This window comes from Acetobacter sp. ESL1128, from assembly GCF_058505085.1.
In genome coordinates, this window is the sequence record NZ_CP196369.1 from 2,102,081 (window position 1) to 2,118,721 (window position 16,641).

General features: G+C 60.9%; 13 protein-coding genes. 10 read left to right on the top strand and 3 right to left on the bottom strand.

What is annotated here, in order from left to right:
• Positions 1–148: 148 nt before the first annotated feature.
• The 3 genes from ACSYTG_RS09740 (at position 149) to ACSYTG_RS09750 (ending at position 4,898) form a co-directional block, all read left to right on the top strand.
• The gene (locus ACSYTG_RS09740; RefSeq protein WP_086645172.1) at positions 149–667 is read left to right on the top strand and encodes a hypothetical protein; all 519 of its coding nucleotides are present in this window, start codon (positions 149–151) and stop codon (positions 665–667) included.
• A gap of 220 nt (positions 668–887) precedes the next feature.
• Complete coding sequence (locus tag ACSYTG_RS09745; protein WP_489783825.1) at positions 888–2,771, top strand: alginate export family protein; 1,884 nt, start codon at positions 888–890, stop codon at positions 2,769–2,771.
• A gap of 168 nt (positions 2,772–2,939) precedes the next feature.
• On the top strand, positions 2,940–4,898 hold the full coding sequence (locus ACSYTG_RS09750; protein WP_489783826.1) for an OPT family oligopeptide transporter: 1,959 nt from the start codon (positions 2,940–2,942) through the stop codon (positions 4,896–4,898).
• A gap of 27 nt (positions 4,899–4,925) precedes the next feature.
• Here the strand turns inward: ACSYTG_RS09750 and ACSYTG_RS09755 are convergent, their stop codons facing one another.
• On the bottom strand, positions 4,926–5,735 hold the full coding sequence (locus ACSYTG_RS09755; protein WP_489783827.1) for a universal stress protein: 810 nt from the start codon (positions 5,733–5,735) through the stop codon (positions 4,926–4,928).
• Between the two features lie 170 nt (positions 5,736–5,905).
• On the opposite strand from ACSYTG_RS09755, the gene ACSYTG_RS09760 reads away from it, so the two are divergent.
• Positions 5,906–6,694 carry an alpha/beta fold hydrolase gene (locus tag ACSYTG_RS09760; RefSeq protein ID WP_086645365.1) on the top strand — a complete coding sequence of 263 codons (789 nt, stop codon included), beginning with the start codon at positions 5,906–5,908 and terminating at the stop codon, positions 6,692–6,694.
• A 25-nt stretch (positions 6,695–6,719) separates the two neighbouring features.
• Here ACSYTG_RS09760 and ACSYTG_RS09765 read toward each other — a convergent pair whose 3' ends face one another.
• Positions 6,720–8,372, bottom strand: a complete 1,653-nt coding sequence (locus ACSYTG_RS09765; RefSeq protein WP_489783828.1) for an NAD(P)/FAD-dependent oxidoreductase — start codon at positions 8,370–8,372, stop codon at positions 6,720–6,722.
• Between the two features lie 214 nt (positions 8,373–8,586).
• Between ACSYTG_RS09765 and ACSYTG_RS09770 the strand changes: the two genes are divergently transcribed.
• From ACSYTG_RS09770 to ACSYTG_RS09795, 6 genes are all read left to right on the top strand, one after another.
• A complete protein-coding gene (locus ACSYTG_RS09770) occupies positions 8,587–9,687 on the top strand; it encodes a cation diffusion facilitator family transporter (RefSeq protein ID WP_489783829.1) in 1,101 nt (366 codons plus the stop codon).
• A gap of 20 nt (positions 9,688–9,707) precedes the next feature.
• A complete protein-coding gene (locus tag ACSYTG_RS09775) occupies positions 9,708–10,664 on the top strand; it encodes a cation diffusion facilitator family transporter (protein ID WP_086647286.1) in 957 nt (318 codons plus the stop codon).
• A gap of 96 nt (positions 10,665–10,760) precedes the next feature.
• The gene (locus ACSYTG_RS09780) at positions 10,761–12,137 is read left to right on the top strand and encodes a chloride channel protein (protein WP_253527032.1); all 1,377 of its coding nucleotides are present in this window, start codon (positions 10,761–10,763) and stop codon (positions 12,135–12,137) included.
• A 116-nt stretch (positions 12,138–12,253) separates the two neighbouring features.
• Complete coding sequence (locus tag ACSYTG_RS09785) at positions 12,254–13,261, top strand: CobW family GTP-binding protein (RefSeq protein ID WP_086647302.1); 1,008 nt, start codon at positions 12,254–12,256, stop codon at positions 13,259–13,261.
• The gene (locus ACSYTG_RS09790; RefSeq protein WP_086647288.1) at positions 13,258–14,319 is read left to right on the top strand and encodes a WD40 repeat domain-containing protein; all 1,062 of its coding nucleotides are present in this window, start codon (positions 13,258–13,260) and stop codon (positions 14,317–14,319) included. The genes ACSYTG_RS09785 and ACSYTG_RS09790 overlap by 4 nt, the downstream gene beginning before the upstream one ends.
• Positions 14,320–14,441: 122 nt before the next feature.
• Entirely contained in the window at positions 14,442–15,725 is a 1,284-nt protein-coding gene (locus tag ACSYTG_RS09795; RefSeq protein WP_415437331.1) for an NAD(P)/FAD-dependent oxidoreductase, read from the top strand.
• Between the two features lie 68 nt (positions 15,726–15,793).
• On the opposite strand, the gene ACSYTG_RS09800 is transcribed toward ACSYTG_RS09795, so the two are convergent.
• Positions 15,794–16,615 (bottom strand): alpha/beta fold hydrolase, encoded by an 822-nt coding sequence (locus ACSYTG_RS09800; protein WP_489783830.1) that lies wholly within the window; start codon positions 16,613–16,615, stop codon positions 15,794–15,796.
• Positions 16,616–16,641: the final 26 nt, after the last annotated feature.

Genomic DNA, 16,641 nt, shown 5'->3' on the forward strand with positions numbered 1-16,641 from the left:
CGGCGTGCGCGCCTTCCGATCTGTTCCGCACCCTATAGGCCATCCCGCTTGGGCGGGGCAACCTTTGGCAGCCGTGCCACGCCCTTGCCATGTCCGCGCCATTTTCCACCGTGCAACTGTCTTTCTCACCAAGGGAGATACCTACACCGTGCGAGCACTGCGCCCTCTTTTGTCTGCCCTGCTGGTCTGCCTGTCGGCTGGACTGTGCGTTATGGCCACGCAGGACAAGCCTCTGCCACCCAGCATGCAGAGCGACAAAACAGACCATGTGCTGTACATGGCAACGCATGATGGCGTGGCCCAGACAGCTACAGCACTCTCCCGCCCCCATGGGTGGGACGATGTGATGCAGGCTCTGGCACAGGGCAGGCCGGAAGCCGCCCGTATTGTGGCAACCGTTCTGCCACAGACCGATGCCCGCACGGCCCGAACGGTAGAGCACACACTGCAACGCCTGCTCCCCCGCCAGCCTGCAATGGTGCTGAGCGCGACCGAACCCAACGCCGCCGCAACGGGCAGTACCAAAAACATCTGCTCCCCCACGGGCATGTCCACCACATGGCGCAAAAAGGCAGAGCAGGCCGTAACCAAGGTGCATGACATCCGCCTGGCTACGCGCACGCAAACCTGCCTGCATACGCTCCAGCGCCGGGTTCCGTCTGCCTGAGTTGTGTTTTTTCTAACAGTTTTTGAAAAAACACAGATTTGTTAACCAGATTTTTCCAATTTTTTTATCGAAGTGTGGCGCTGTATTCCGTATAAGGGATGCAGCACACGCAAATGCGATATGACATAATCGCATTTATAGCAATAATGATAATATAAGTCATTCAATAATTGAATGAATTGCCAGACCTAATAAAAATAACAAGAAGTGACCTCGGCCCATGACCGTAATCACCGACCACACCACTCCAAAACCAGCCAGCACCACACGTTACCCCCTGCCCGGCCCGCGCTGTTACGCTTATTCCGTCGCCCTGCGCACGGGCCTGCTGGCCTCTGGCTCGGCCCTGCTCTGCCTGTGGGCTGCCCCCGCCGGGGCCGAAACCGCGCCCAATGCGGCGTATCTCCACATGCCGCACACACCACCTGCCACACAGCAGAGCACGCAGCCGGACACCACGACGACGACAACAACAACGACCACCACCGTAACCGCCCCTGCGCAGATTACGGGGGCCCGCATTGTTACCGTGACACCCCCAGCTGCCACGGCCCCACGCCCCGGCTTTTGGGATAACAGCCGCCTGCTCCCCCCCCTGACCAGCCGCCCCGAAGCGTATGGCCAGCCGCAGTCGCTCGAGCTCACCCCCCTGCCAACAGCATTGCTGCATCAGGGCCCGTGGGGAGTGTTCAACGCCAATACGGGGGCCGCTGCGGGTTTTGGCACCGTGGGCTATTATGCCGTCTCCCGCTGGGCGGAGGACTGGTCCAGCCTGCGTGACAAACGCAACCGGCTGGACCCCATGGATGCGCTCAAATACATCCCGTTCAACACAAACGGTGATATTTACCTGACGCTGAGCGGCAACTTCCGGCAGCATAATTTTTATGACCAGCGCGCAGGTTTTGGCTCAACCAAAAAAGAACCCGCTTACCGTAATAACTTCCGCTGGAACGCTGGGGCAGACCTGCATCTGGGCGAGCATGTGCGCCTGTATGGTGAGTTAATGAGCGGTCAGGCAGCGGGGATCAATTACTACGGCTATGCCGGGGGCCGCTGGCGCAGCAGGCTGGATGCACAACAGGCTTTTGTGGAAGTGCGCGGCAGGGTGCTTAACGCCACCGTGGGCGGCATGGCCGGGCGCATGACCTTTTTGGATGCACCACCCTACTTTACCGCAGGCAGCGTGTACCCCTCCGTGCCTTATTCCTGGAATGGTCTGCGCGGCTACGCGTTCTGGAAAAACTTTCGCATAGACGGGTTTTATTTGACCCTGACCAACAACGCGCCTTCGGCCATGTTCCATGATCAGGTCGGCTGGAACTCGCGCCTGTTCGGGGCCTATACGTCCTATGCGGTGCCCAGCTTCAAGTTTCTGGGGCGCAACAGCCAGATTTTTGTGGATACGTTCTATCTGGGGACCATTCTCTCCAAAAGCCCCCTGCCCTCGCTGGCTGGTGGCTCCATTGCGGGCTCCACCCACCGCGACACACCCGGCACACGCATATGGGGTAATGCTGGTCCGCTGGAATTTTCGGTCGGGGCCATGTGGCAGGGGGGTGAGTTCCGTGCCGCCAAAAACGGACCAACCCGCCCGGTTTCCGCTTACGCCATTGATGCCACGCTCTCCTGGCGGTTTGCAAAATGGCCCGGCCACCCTGCCATTGGCATACAGGTGGACAGTGTTTCCGGCGGGAATATGCGCAAAGGCCAGCGTAGCTCCTGGGGCAGCTTTTTGTCCCCCTATGTGCCCAGCGCCTACTACCTGGATATGAGCACCTATATCGGTCAGTCGAACCTGATTGACGTAGGCCCCATTGCCACCATTGCCCCCACCCCCAACACCACCTTGCTGCTCAAGGTGCCCGCCGTGTGGCGCAACAGCCGGCAGGATGCCATTTATGCCAGCGGCACCGCCTTTTATGCCTACCGCCCGCACGGGGCCTACACAGCCACCATGCCACAGGCCAGCTTTACCTGGCGGGCCACACGCCACATTACGCTTGGTATTGATGGGGAATACATTTTTGCCTCGCGCACCATGACCAACGCCGGAGCCACATCTGGCGCCTTTGTGCAAAGCAACATTGAACTGACCTTCTGACCCGCTTTGGGGCAGACAAATCCCTGTGAGCATCGTATGTGCACAAAAGAGCGGAGGATTGCGGCCTGCCCGCAAACCCTCCGCCCTTAGACCGTACGCGAGGGAACGCCAGACCACCCGTATGATGGATGGCGTAACCTCCATGACCCTCCGGGAGAGACAGGACGCATGGCCAGCCCGAACCCCCAACGGGAACTCACACTCCGTGGTCTGCTGCTTGGCGCGCTTATTACCATCGTATTTACCGCATCCAATGTGTATCTGGGCCTGCGGATCGGGCTGACATTTGCCTCATCCATACCCGCGGCGGTTATTTCCATGGCCGTGCTGCGCCTTATGGGTGGGGGCACCTTGCTGGAAAACAACATGGTGCAAAGTCAGGCTTCGGCTGCGGGCACCCTGTCCTGCGTGTTTGCGACCTTTCCGGGGCTGATTATTGCCGGGTTCTGGACGCATTTTCCCTTCTGGCAAACGGCGGGTCTATCCTTTGCGGGCGGGGTGCTGGGGGTTCTGTTTACCATCCCGCTCCGGCGTGCGCTGGTCACGCAAAGCAGCCTGCCCTACCCCGAAGGCGTGGCCGCGGCCGAAATCCTGCGTGCAGGAGCGGACAGGAGCAACCAGCGCGGCCTGCAGGCATTGATCAGCGGCGGGGTCATGGCCTCTGTTTTTTCGTTTTGCAGCGGCGGCCTGCGCGTGCTGGCCGATGGGCTTAACCTGACCGCAAGTGCGGGGAGTGCCGTATTCCAGCTCAGTGCTGCATTTTCCCCCGCCCTGATCGGGGCGGGGTATCTGGTTGGCCTGAGCGGGGGCATGGCCATGCTAACAGGCTGCATACTGGCTTGGGGCGTAGGTGTGCCCTGGCTGACCAGCCTGTTACCCAACCCCGCGCACCTACCCCCCGCCCAGTTTGCGCAGGACATATGGCTGCACAAGGTCCGCTTTGTGGGGGCTGGTGCCATTGCCATTGCCTCCCTCTGGACCCTGATCGAGCTCATGCCCCCCGTGCTGCGGGGCATACGCACCATGCTGCAACGCACAACGGGCCTGACCGCCACAACAGACAAGGACCTTTCCGCCCGCACCATGGGGGGGCTTATGGTGGGGGCCATGCTGTTGCTGGCTGGTTTTTTTGCCGCATTTCTGGCCCCCGTGGCTCACGGGTTCTGGCCTATTGTTGGCGTGGCTGTGGTATTCTGCGTTGTATTCGGCTTTGTTATGGCCGCAGCCTGCGGGTACATGGCGGGTATTGTGGGGTCATCCTCCTCCCCCATTTCGGGCATTATCATTATTGGCGCAGTCTTATGCGCGCTGATGATTCTGGCACTGGAGGCTCTGGGCCTGACACCTGACGCCATGATGGCAGATGGCCAGAAACTGGCCACAGCGTTTACCATCCTGCTCCTGTCGGCCATTACCGCCACCATCGCCATTTCCAACGACAACCTGCAAGACCTCAAGACCGGCCAGCTCGTAGGGGCTACCCCGTGGAAGCAGGAAGTCGCACTTATTGCGGGTTGCCTTGTTGGGGCTGTGGTTATCCCGCCTGTTCTTAACCTGCTGTATCAGGCATACGGGTTTACTGGCGCCATGCCCCGCCCCGGCATGGACCCGGCCCATGCCCTGTCTGCCCCCCAACCCGCCCTGATCACCCTGATTGCCAAAGGCATTTTTACCCATTCACTGGACTGGACCATGCTTTGCGTTGGCATGGGGCTGGGGGGGGGGCTGGTCGTGCTGGACCTTGGCCTGCGCCGCCGGGGGCAGGCTCTGCCACCGCTGGGGGTGGCCGTGGGCCTGTACCTGCCTGCCTCCGTCAGCCTGACACTTGCCTGCGGGGCCATACTGGGGTGGATGCTCAAGCGGATCAGCCGTAACCGGCATGCTGCCAGCGCCACAGGCCAGAGCAGCCCGGAGGGTGGTTCCACCGGCACCATGCTGGCATCTGGCTTTATTGTGGGGGAAAGCCTGACCGGGGTGCTACTGGCTGTTCTTTCCGGTGCCACAGGGCGGGATAATGCTTTTTCCCTTGCCACCTTTGTGCCCCAGAACGTACCCGCCATTCTGGGCACGCTGGGCTTTGGTGCATTGTGCTGGGCTTTTGCGCGCAAAACTCTCCGCGCGCCCTGAACTCCTGCCAGACAGCGGCCAAAGCTATTAGTGCTGTAACAGCACCGGCACACGGGGGTTAGCCAGAATATAGTCGGTCGCACTGCCCATAAGCCGACTATAGAGCATGTTATGCTGGTACCCCCCGATCACCAGCATGTCGGCACGGAAGGTTCCGGCCATATCCAGCAAGGTTTGCCCGGCGTTGTGGCTCTCCACAACAGGCTGCTGGGTTAGGGTTACGCCGGGCAGAATATCCAGCGGCAACGAGTCGGTGGCGGATACGGCAACCTCAACCGCCTCGGCCGCCCCCACAAAGGAACGGGCGGCAAAAAACGCGCGGCGGCAGGCGGGGGTGTCTTTCCATGCCATGAACATGCGGTTCCCGCTGCTCTGCTCCCAGAATGGGGGCACAAACAGAACGGGGCGTCCGGATTCAAAAATGGCGGCACGGGTGGCCACATGCTTTTGTGCGCTGTCCCGGCTATCGGGGAAGCCCAGAATCAGCAGGTCGGCGTCCTTGCCGTAACCTGCAATAATGCGGTCCACCGTAATTTCGGGGTCCAGCCAGTTGACCTCCACCTTGCCCAGCCGGTCTGCGGGAGTGCCATATTCCTGCGCCAGCCATTGCTGGAAGCGGGTATGCAGGGCATCGGCCCATTCGCGCTGTTGAGCCCGCAGGGTCTGGGCCTGTGTATCGGAAAACCCTATGCGCCCCAGAATCTGCTCCGGAGGTTCCCGCGCGGCCAGCACATCAATCCGCTGCATCCCCCGGATACGGGTGAGCGCCTGTGCTGCCATGCCCAGCAAAACCTCGGTCTGGTCCAGTTGGCTGAGAATAACAAGGCACCGTTGCATGCACGCCCCCTCTCGCACACCATAAACTATGGGGCTGACTGTGGCACACCTGCCCTCTCTCTGGAAGGTGAAGAAAAAACAGCCCTCTGCCCCTCGCATTCAGCGGCAAAGCTGGGCAAAACTGCCCCACCATGCGCCATACGCGCCAGAGCAGAGGAAAGAGCAGAACAGTGTTGCTAAACGTGAGCGAGCGCGGCCCCGAACACCCAACGCCCGAAAAAACCCTGCCGGTTGTGCTGCTGCATGGCCTGTTTGGCCGGGCGCGCAACCTGGGTTTTGTGCAGCGCAAGCTGGCCACAACCCGGCGTACACTGGCCATGGACCTGCGCAACCACGGCAACAGCCCCCACGGCCCCATGAGCTACCCTGCCATGGCGCAGGATGTGCTGGACACAATGGAGCACCTCCACGCCAGCCCCGCCATTATGCTCGGGCACTCCATGGGGGGCAAAACCGCCATGATGGCAGCCCTGACCCACCCAACCGCCATACGCGCCCTGATTGTAGTGGACATAGCCCCCGCACAGGGCGGGTTTGACCGGCTGGACCTGCCCGACAATCTGGAGCAGCTGCAATTCCCCCCGCATCTGGACCAGCGCAGCACCAACGACCTGCTGCGCCCCTATATTGCAAGCGATGCGGTGCGCCAGCTTATGGCGCAGAACATACGACAGGGGGATAATCCCGGCTGGGCCATTGGCCTGCACGATATTCAGGCCGCCATGCCCGACATTATGGGCTGGCCACACCTTGCCCCAGATTTACGCTATGAAGGGCCAACCCTGTTCATTCGTGGGGAAAACTCGCCCTATATCAGCCCGGGTAATTACGCCGCCATGCGGGCACTTTTTCCCAACCACCGGCTGGAGAGCATTCGCGGTGCGGGCCACTGGGTCCATGCCGATGCCCCCCAGCGCTTTACCGAACTGGTGGAAGAGTTTCTGGCCAATATTCCCTGAAGCCCCGCACGCGCGGGATAGGTCCTTACGCCAGAGTAACCGGCAGGCCGGCCATATCCTGCGCAACGGCCTCGGCCATGCGGATACCGTCCATGGCGGCGGAGAGGATCCCCCCGGCATACCCGGCCCCTTCCCCCGCAGGGTATAGGCCCGGTGTGTTGACGGACTGGCCATTCTCCCCCCGTGGCACACGGATGGGGGAGGACGTGCGGGTTTCCACCCCGGTCATGACCGCATCATCCATGGTAAAACCACGCAGTTTACGCTCGAACCGGGGCAGGGCTTCACGCAGGGCTTCCACCACAAAATCCGGCAGGCAGGTGGACAGGTCCGCTGGTGTTACTCCCGGTTTGTAGGAGGGCACCACATCCCCCAGTGCGGTGGAGGGGCGACCAGCCAGAAAATCCCCCACACGCTGGGCAGGGGCGCGGTAATCCCCACCCCCGGCCAAAAATGCCTGCCGCTCCCAGTGACGCTGGTAGGCAATACCTGCCAGCGGGTCATCCGGGTAATCCTCTCCGGGGCGCAGTTCCACCACCATGCCCGAATTGGCGTTCCGTTCGGCGCGGGAATACTGGCTCATGCCGTTGGTAACGACCTGCCCTTCCTCCGATGTTGCCGCCACAACCGTACCGCCGGGGCACATGCAGAAGGAGTACACACCCCGCCCATTGGCTGCGTGGTGGACCAGCCTGTACTCGGCAGCCCCCAACTGCTCATTGCCTGCGCTGGGGCCAAACTGGGCCGTATCAATAACCGATTGCGGGTGCTCGATCCGCACCCCCATGGAAAAGGGTTTGGCCTGCATGCTCACACCCTGTTTTTGCAGCATGGCAAACGTATCGCGCGCACTGTGGCCCACGGCCAGCACAACATGGTCTGCTGCAATCACCTCCCCACTGGAAAGGCGCACCCCTTCCACCTTGCGGGTGGATGCGTTGAGCAGCAGGTCATCCACTCTGGCCCCAAAGCGGTATTCTCCACCGGTCTGCTCCACCTCCTGACGGATATGCTCCACCATGGACACCAGCCGGAACGTGCCAATATGAGGGTGCGCCAGATACAGAATATCCTCCGGGGCACCAGCCTTTACAAACTCCTCCAGCACCTTGCGGCCCAGAAAACGCGGGTCCCGCACCTGACTGTAGAGTTTACCATCGGAAAAGGTACCAGCCCCGCCCTCACCAAACTGGACATTGCTCTCCGGGGTCAGCACGGAGCGACGCCACAGGGCAAACGTGTCCACCGTGCGTTCACGCACAACCTTGCCACGCTCAAGCAGTAAGGGCCGCAACCCCATGCGGGCCAGAATCAGGGCGGCCATAAACCCGCATGGCCCGGCCCCGATAATAATGGGGCGTTTATACCCTTCTGCCGCGGCAAGGGCTGCGCCATTGGCAATGGGCTCATGCCAGGCCATGTCTGGCGCGGGTTGTACGTGGGGGTTGCCGGGGTGCGCGCTCCGGTAACGGGCCAGCACATCTGCCTCGTCCCGCACGGCGCAATCCAGCGTGTACACAAGCCATATGGCAGAGCGGCGGCGTGCGTCATGCCCGCGCTTGAACACGGTATAGTGTTCCAGCGCATCCGCACCAATGCCCAACCGCTCACAGATCGCCTGCCGAAGTGCCTCGGGCGGGTGGTCCAGCGGTAGCCGCAGTTCAGTCAGACGGAGCATGGGGCGTGTTCATCCAGTATAATTGCAAGTGGGGCCAAACGATCCTTTGTCCCCTTCCCTATTCTGGAACGGCTTGGGCGTGCAACGTCTGCCGCGCAATCGGTGTGGGAATATTCCACTTCTATTCCGCACCAACCCACCCTACATAAGATGGCAACCCCGGAACGGGGCCCCTCCCCCACGGCCCTTTGTGTGAATGAAAGCAGCCAGAGCCATGCCAGCCCCAGACATGCACACGCATGACCATGCGGACCACTCGGGTTGCGCAGGCCATGCCAGCCCCCCGCCCTGCGCCCACGGTCATGAGCATGAGCATGAGCATGAGCATGAGCATGAGCATGAGCATGAGCATGAGCATGAGCATGAAGGTAACGGGGCGGCCTGCACGCACAAGCACGGATTTGGCCACCACCATGTGCACACGCCGGCCTCCTTTGGCACGGCTTTTGCCATAGGGATTGCCGTTAACTCGCTCTATCTGGTGGCCGAGGCCATATGGGGCGTTTATGCCCATTCGCTCTCGCTCATAGCCGATGCGGGGCATAACCTCTCAGACGTGCTCGCACTGGCTGCTGCCTGGCTGGCCGAGCACCTCTCACGCAAAAGCCCGACCGTGCGCTTTACCTATGGGTTACGCCGCTCCTCCATTCTGGCGGCACTGGCCAATGCCATTATTCTCATGCTGGTTACGGGCGGCGTTGCGTGGGAGGCCATCCACCGCCTGATGCACCCCACCCCCGTTGCGGGCATGACCATGATGGTGGTTGCAAGCATTGGCATTGTGGTAAACGGGGCATCCGCCATGCTGTTTGCCGCCGGGCAGAAAGGGGATCTGAATATTCGCGGGGCTTTTTTGCACCTCATGGCCGATGCCCTGACATCCCTTGCCGTGGTTATTGCCGGGGGGCTGGTACTGCTGACCCATGTTGCATGGATAGACCCCGCCATAAGCCTTGCCATTTCTGTTGTGGTGGTCCTGAGCACATGGTCCCTTTTGCGGGATTCGCTGGATATGGCGCTGGATGCTGTCCCGCGTGAGGTGGACGCCGGTGCAGTGGAAAGCTTTTTGCGCAGCACCCCCGGCGTTGCCGACCTGCATGACCTGCACATCTGGCCCATAAGCACGACCGAAACCGCCCTGACCGTGCATCTGGTCCGCAGCGCAAACGCGGCGGATGCGCAAAGCGATAGCCACCTGCTCGACACACTTGTCACCACCCTGCGCAAGCGCTTTGGCATTGCCCACCCCACCGTGCAGATGGAAACACAGGATTACAGCCCCACGTGCCACCTGTCTGACCCGCACACCGTCTAACACCAGCATAACAAGAGCCTATGCCCGAACTTCCGCTCCCCCAAAGTAACCGGGGCCTTGCCGTTGTCAGCCTGTTTGTCAGCCTTGTGGCGCTGGGGCTCAAATACGCTGCCTTTGCCGTAAGCGGCAGCGTTGCCCTGCATGCAGATGCCATAGAAACCATTATTAACGTGGTCGCCGCCGCTGGGGGGCTGTGGGCATTAAGCGTTGCAGAGCGCCCGGCGGACCACAACCACACCTATGGCCACTACAAGGCGGAGTATCTGTCTGCCGTGGCCGAGGGAACACTGGTGGTCATTACCGCCTTTATTATTGGCCGCGAGGCCGTGGAAGGCTGGCTGCACCCCCACCCCGCACTGGCACCATGGAACGGCCTGCTGCTGAACGCGGCGGCAACCTGCGTTAATCTGGGCTGGGGGCTGATCATGCTCCGCGCCGGGCAGGCCCGCCACTCCCCCGCCCTTATTGCCGGGGGGCAGCATGTGCTGTCCGATGTGTGGACAGGTGTGGCCCTTGTGGCCGGTGTTGCGCTGATCCCCCTGCTGGGCTGGCCGCAGCTGGATGCAGTTCTGGCCGGGCTTGTGGCCCTGAACGTGCTGCGGGTAGGCTGGGAGGTCATGCGGGACTCCATAGCCGGGTTAATGGACGAAGCCCCGGATGCCCAGACACTGGGCGAGATCGGCTCGATTATTACCTCCAACGGGCATGGGGCCATTCAGGCGCATGATATCCGCACCCGCATTGTGGGGGCCATGACGTTCCTTGAGTTCCATCTGGTTGTGCCAGGCACCATGAGCGTAAAGGCCGCGCATGATATATGCGACCGCATTGAGCACGCCCTGCGCGCGCATATGGGCAGCACGCTGGTCCATATTCACATAGAACCCGAAACCTGCGCCAAGCATGATAATACGGTCCTGAGCATACCGCCCGCAGGGGTATCCCCCGCCAATTCGGGTTCTTCAGCAGAAAAATAAACAGAAAACCGTAATAAAAGGCGGGAATGTCTTTCTTCTGGCGCATGAAATGTTAGACTGTCCCGCATCCTTTTTCTTTTATGCAAGAGATGCCTCATGCCCCCCGCGAGCGTGATACCCACCGCAGAGTCCCTGCGCCATCTGCGTGAACACGCCAAGGCTGGCACGGTAAGCTGGCGCCGCAAGCTTATGTACTGGTCGGGGGCAGTTCTGGTTGGTCTGGTAGCCGTGGCCTTTGCCGGGCTGGCAGACAAGGCCGCCCATGTGCGCACGACCCTTATGCACATCAACCCATGGCTGATGCTGCTGGTGACCCCGTTGGGGCTGGCACTTTCCACCTGGCTGACCCGCACATGGTTCCGCGGTGCGCAGGGTAGCGGCATTCCGCAGGCCATTGCCTGCATGCACCTGCATGACATGACCATTGTGGACAAGGTTCTGGCCCTGCGGATTGCACTGGCCAAAATCTGCCTGACCTGCCTTGGCCTGCTCAGTGGTGCTTCCATCGGGCGCGAAGGGCCGACCGTGCAGGTGGGGGCGTCCATCATGCATACGGTGGGCCGCCTTGCGGGGCTGACCGACGTGACCAAGCAGCGTGCCCTGATCAAGGCTGGCGGGGCTGCCGGGGTTGCGGCGGCCTTTAACACCCCACTTGCTGGCATTGTGTTTGGCATAGAAGAACTGGCCCACTCCTTTGAGCAGCGCACCAGCGGCACCATGCTGACCTGTGTGGTTATTTCTGGCGTAACCGCCATAGCCCTTGTGGGGAACTACACCTATTTCGGCCACACCTATTCCGCCGTGCCGGTTGGGGCGAGCTGGCTGGCTGTGGTGGTCTGCGGGGTTGTGGGGGGGCTGTGCGGGGGCATGTTCTCGGCCCTTCTGGTCCGCATTTCCCGCGGGATTCCGGGCGCATTCGGGCGGTTTATCAGCATGCGTCCCGTTCTGTTCGCCGCGTTGTGCGGGCTGGCGCTGGCCATCATCGGCCTGCTTTGCGGCGGCATGACCTATGGCACGGGCTACATGCAGGCGCGTGACATTATTATGGGCTCCGACCAGTACCCGGCCTCGTTCTTTTTGTTCAAACTGCTGGCCACTCTTATTTCCTACTGTTCGGGTATTCCCGGTGGGCTGTTCGCGCCTTCGCTTTCTGTCGGGGCTGGCATGGGGGGGTGGATCGCGCATTTTCTGCCGCACACCACGCCCGGTGCCGTGGTGCTGCTGGGCACGGTGGCCTATTTTGCCGCGGTCACCCAGTCCCCCCTGACCGCAACCGTTATTGTGATGGAAATGTGCGATAACCAGCAGATCACGCTAGCGCTTATGGCCAGTGCCTTTTTGGCCTTCGGGGTTTCACGCGCATTGTGCAGCCATGCCCTTTATGGCGCGCTGGCCGTACGGTTCCTGCGTTCTGCCGCTCCCAAACAAAAACCCCAGCCCCTTGTTACCGCCACGGACACACACAGAAACTAGGCTTTTTACACGCCACGGAAGTTCCGGTTATGGCGCGGCGGGGCCGTGCCTCTCTGGTTTCTCATAATCTGGCGTCCTATATGAAAAGCACGATTGTTGAATTGGAGGCTTACCCTATGTCTGACGCATCCCTCGCGCCGGAAAATGCTGCCACAAGCACGCCCGATACCCGTGTGCCCGTTACGGTGCTGACCGGCTTTCTGGGCGCGGGCAAAACCACCTTGCTCAACCATATCCTGACCGCCGAACACGGGCGCAAATATGCCGTGGTCATTAACGAATTTGGCGAACTGGGCGTAGACAACGATCTGGTTGTAGATGCGGATGAAGAAGTGTTCGAAATGAACAACGGCTGCATCTGCTGCACCGTACGGGGCGATCTGATCCGTATTCTGAACGGGTTGATGAAGCGCCGCGGCAAGTTTGACGGCATTATTGTGGAAACCACCGGCCTTGCCGCCCCCGCCCCCGTGGCCCAGACCTTTTTTGCCGATGAAGACGTGCGCGAAAAAGCAAAACTGGACGCCGTGGTAACAGTTGTGGATGCTTTTAACTTCCTGAGCACACTGGCCGAAAGCCCCGAAGCGCGCGAACAGGTGGCTTTTGCCGATGTGATTATCCTCAACAAGACCGATCTGGTGGATGCAGGCCAGATTGCCCAGATTGAGGCCGCCATTCGCAAGATTAATGCCTCGGCCCCCATCCACCACGCCAAAAAGGGCAATGTGCGCCTGACCGATGTGCTGGACCGTGGCGGGTTTGATCTGGCCCGTGTGCTGGAAAACACCCCTGATTTTCTTGAACATCCCGAACACCACCATGAGGAAGACATTTCCAGCGTGTCCCTTCAGGTCAAGCAGCCGCTGGACGCGGGGCGTTTTCAGGCATGGATCAGCGCCCTGTTGCAGGAAAAAGGGGCAGACATGCTGCGCACCAAGGGGATTCTGGACTTTGCAGGCCAGCCCGAGCGCTTTGCATTCCAGGCCGTGCACATGATGGCCGATGGCAACGCCATTGGCCCATGGAAGGATGGCGAAACCCGGGAGAGCCGTCTGGTCTTTATTGGCCGCAACCTGAACAGGCCACAGCTCCGCCGTGGGCTTGAAAGCTGCATTGCAGCATGAGCGCGACCCAGGAAACCCTTCTGCGCGGGCTGATTGAAAAGCGCGGTGCCTTCAAACAGGTCGAGGGAGAAATTACGGGCTGCGTTGCCTCGCGCGATTCCAGCCGGTTCGCCTTTACCACGGGTGAGGGGGATGTGGTGGTCGCCCACCGGCATGACCTAACCGCCCCCAATGCGTGGGCAACCTACGCGGTGCATGACGGGCCAGTGCTGGCCCTCTCCCCCGATACGCTGGCAGACAGTTTTTTAACCGGCGGGGATGATGGCCGCCTGTGCCGCCTTGACCCTGCGGGCGAAATTGAAGAACTGGCCAAAACCCGCCGCTGGGTGGAGCACATTACCACATTTGTCAGCGACAAGACTGCCCTGATCGCTGCGGCATCGGGCAAGAATGTGGAACTGCGCGATGCCACAGGCCGCACAATTATCCGCACGTTTGAACACCCCACCACCGTTGGCGGCATTGCGTTTGACCCCAAGGGCAAGCGCCTTGCTGCATCGCACTATAATGGTGTGTCCCTGTGGTTCACCCAGTCCAAGGATGGCAGTGCCCGGCTGCTGGAATGGAAAGGCAGCCATCTGGGTATTGCCATGCACCCGAATGGGGATGCGGTTGTAACCGCCATGCAGGAAAACGACCTGCACGGCTGGCGGCTGGCAGATGGGCATAACATCCGTATGAGTGGCTACCCGACCAAGGTGCGCTCCATGTCTTTTTCCAGCAACGGCAAATGGCTGGCCACCAGTGGTGCGGACATTGTGGTGATGTGGCCGTTCTTTGGTGGCGGCCCCATGGGCAAGCCCCCGGCAGAACTCCCCGGCGCAGGGGGTGCTTTGTGCACCCGCGTTGCCTTCCATCCCTCGCAGGAAGTTGTGGCGGCCGGCTTTGCCAATGGCACGGTTGTGATGATGGAGCCCACGACCCAGCGCGTACTTCCTGTATCATTGGGGCAGGCTGGCGCGGTTACCGCACTGGCTTATAGCCCGGATGGCTGCACACTGGGCTTTGGCACCGAAGATGGGGTGATCGGGCTGCTGGACCTGTCCAGCGCAGCCTGAACCGCGCAAAACTGCGCCCACCCCAGCCACTGCCGGCCCGCCGCGCAGTGGCATAAAAGACGACATACCGCAAAACAGCCTCCCCCTCAGGCCAAAAGGGGGAGACAAAGGACAGGAATGATATGACGAACAGGTTCCGGCTCGTGATTATTGGTGGAGGCGTTGCCGGTCTGGCCCTGGCGACCCGCCTGGGCAACACGCTCGGCCGCTCCGGCAGGCTGGAAATCACGCTGGTGGACAAAGGCTTCAGCCATGTGTGGAAACCCATGCTCCACTGCTTTGCCGCGGGAACCGCCCGGAACGAAAACGACCGGATTACGTTTGTCTCCCACGCCGCAGCCCACGGCTTCCGCTTCTGTTATGGCGAAATTGCGCATCTGGACCGGGCCAACAAGCGCATTACCCTTGCCCCGCTGATGGAAGAAAACAACCAGCTGCTGCTTGAAGAACGGCATCTGGATTACGACGCCGTGGTGTTTGCCATTGGCAGCCGGGCCAATGATTTTGGCACCCCCGGTGTGGTGGAACACTGCATGTTCCTCGACAACGTGGTTGAGGCCAATAATTTTAACGAACGCTTCCGCCATGCCATTATTCAGGCCTATGGCCGTGGCACACCGGTCGATATTGCCATTGTTGGCGGTGGGGCAACCGGCGTGCAGCTGGCTGCGGAGCTGCACAAGGCGCTCGACATTGGCGCATTGTACAACTTTACCCCGGTCACGCCGGAAATGCGCGTAACCCTGCTGGAAGCCGGGCCGCGCATTCTGCCTGCCTTCCCGCAGAATGTCTCGGACGCAGCCCAGAAGCAGCTTGAGGCTTTGAATATTACCGTACGCACCAACACCATGGTCAGCGGTGCAGACGAAAGCGGGTTTATTCTTAAGGACGGCAGCCGCGTTAACGCGCAGTTCCGCGTCTGGGCCGCAGGCGTTAAAGCGCCGGATGTTACGCGGGATATGGACGGGCTGGATTACCAGCGTGGCGGGCAGCTTACCGTGCAGGCCAACCTGCAAAGCACTGTGGACGAACATGTGTTTGCTCTGGGGGACTGCTCCTTTATCAAGGATGCGCCAGTGGCCCCCACCGCACAGGTGGCCCGCCAGCAGGCCCACCATCTGGCCCGCCACCTACCGGGCTACATCTTTAACAAAAAGCCTGTGCCGGACTTCAACTTCCGTAACCGGGGGGCCATTGTTGCCCTTGGGGATTATAATGGCTGGGGCGCCTTTGCCGATGGCAAAACCTTTGGCGGCGGTTTTTTAAACGGTCTGAGCGCACGCCTTGGGCATATGGCCCTTTACCGGCAGCATCAGTTTGAACTGTATGGCCCCTTCCGTGGTGCCATTGCCTGCTTTACGGACTGGCTGGACGGTTTTGTACGCCCCTCCGTACGCATGGACTAAACGTACCCCCTTCCCCCATTTTTTAGCGGGGAAGGGTTACACCTTACAGTTGAAAACCCCCAATACGATCAGGGGTTTTCACATGCATGTAAAAAATCCCTTGCCAGCGCATTAACCGTAGCCGCCTGCTCTATATGGGGCAGGTGGCCGGTGCGGGCCAGAAAATGGCAGTTATCCTGTGCAGGAATCCCCTGTGCCTGCGTGGCAGGCAATACCTGATCTGCCTCCCCCCAGATAATCTGCACGGGGCATGGCGGATTATGCAGCAGCGGGCGCAGGTTATTGGCCTGCTCACCATGGGGGAAGCAGGTTTGCGCAATGGCGCGCAGTGCATCCCGCGCCCCCGGCACGGCGCGGGCTTCCACCAAAAACTCCGCAACCTTGCGCCCGATCAGTTTGGGATCATACACAGCCATGGCCATGGCCTGCGCCATATCCGCCGCAGTGCTGGCCTCCACAAAGCGGGTCATGAACGCCATGTTGACCGTGCGCCCCAACCCTGCCGGGGCCAGAAGGGACAGACTGGCAACCCGTGCGGGAACACTCTCCAGCAAGGACAGGGCAATACCACCACCCAGCGAATGCCCCAGAACATGGGCTTTGCTCACCCCCAACCCGTCCAGCGTCAGGGCTGTAACCTGCGCCAGACGCGCCAGTGTGGGGGCTTGAACCAGAGCACTGGACTGGCCATGCCCGGGCAGGTCAAACGCAATAACCCGCCGGTGGGCCGCCTGTACCTGCTGGGTGAGCTGCCAGTTGGTTGCACTGCCACCAAAGCCATGCACCAGCAGCAGCGGCAGACCCGGCCCCTCCCCCATCTGGCGGACATGCACGGTCTGCTCGCCCAGCCGGAGCAGGAAGGATTGTGTCTGAACAGCCTGTTTTGTCATGCCGCCATCATGCCCTGTTTGCCCCT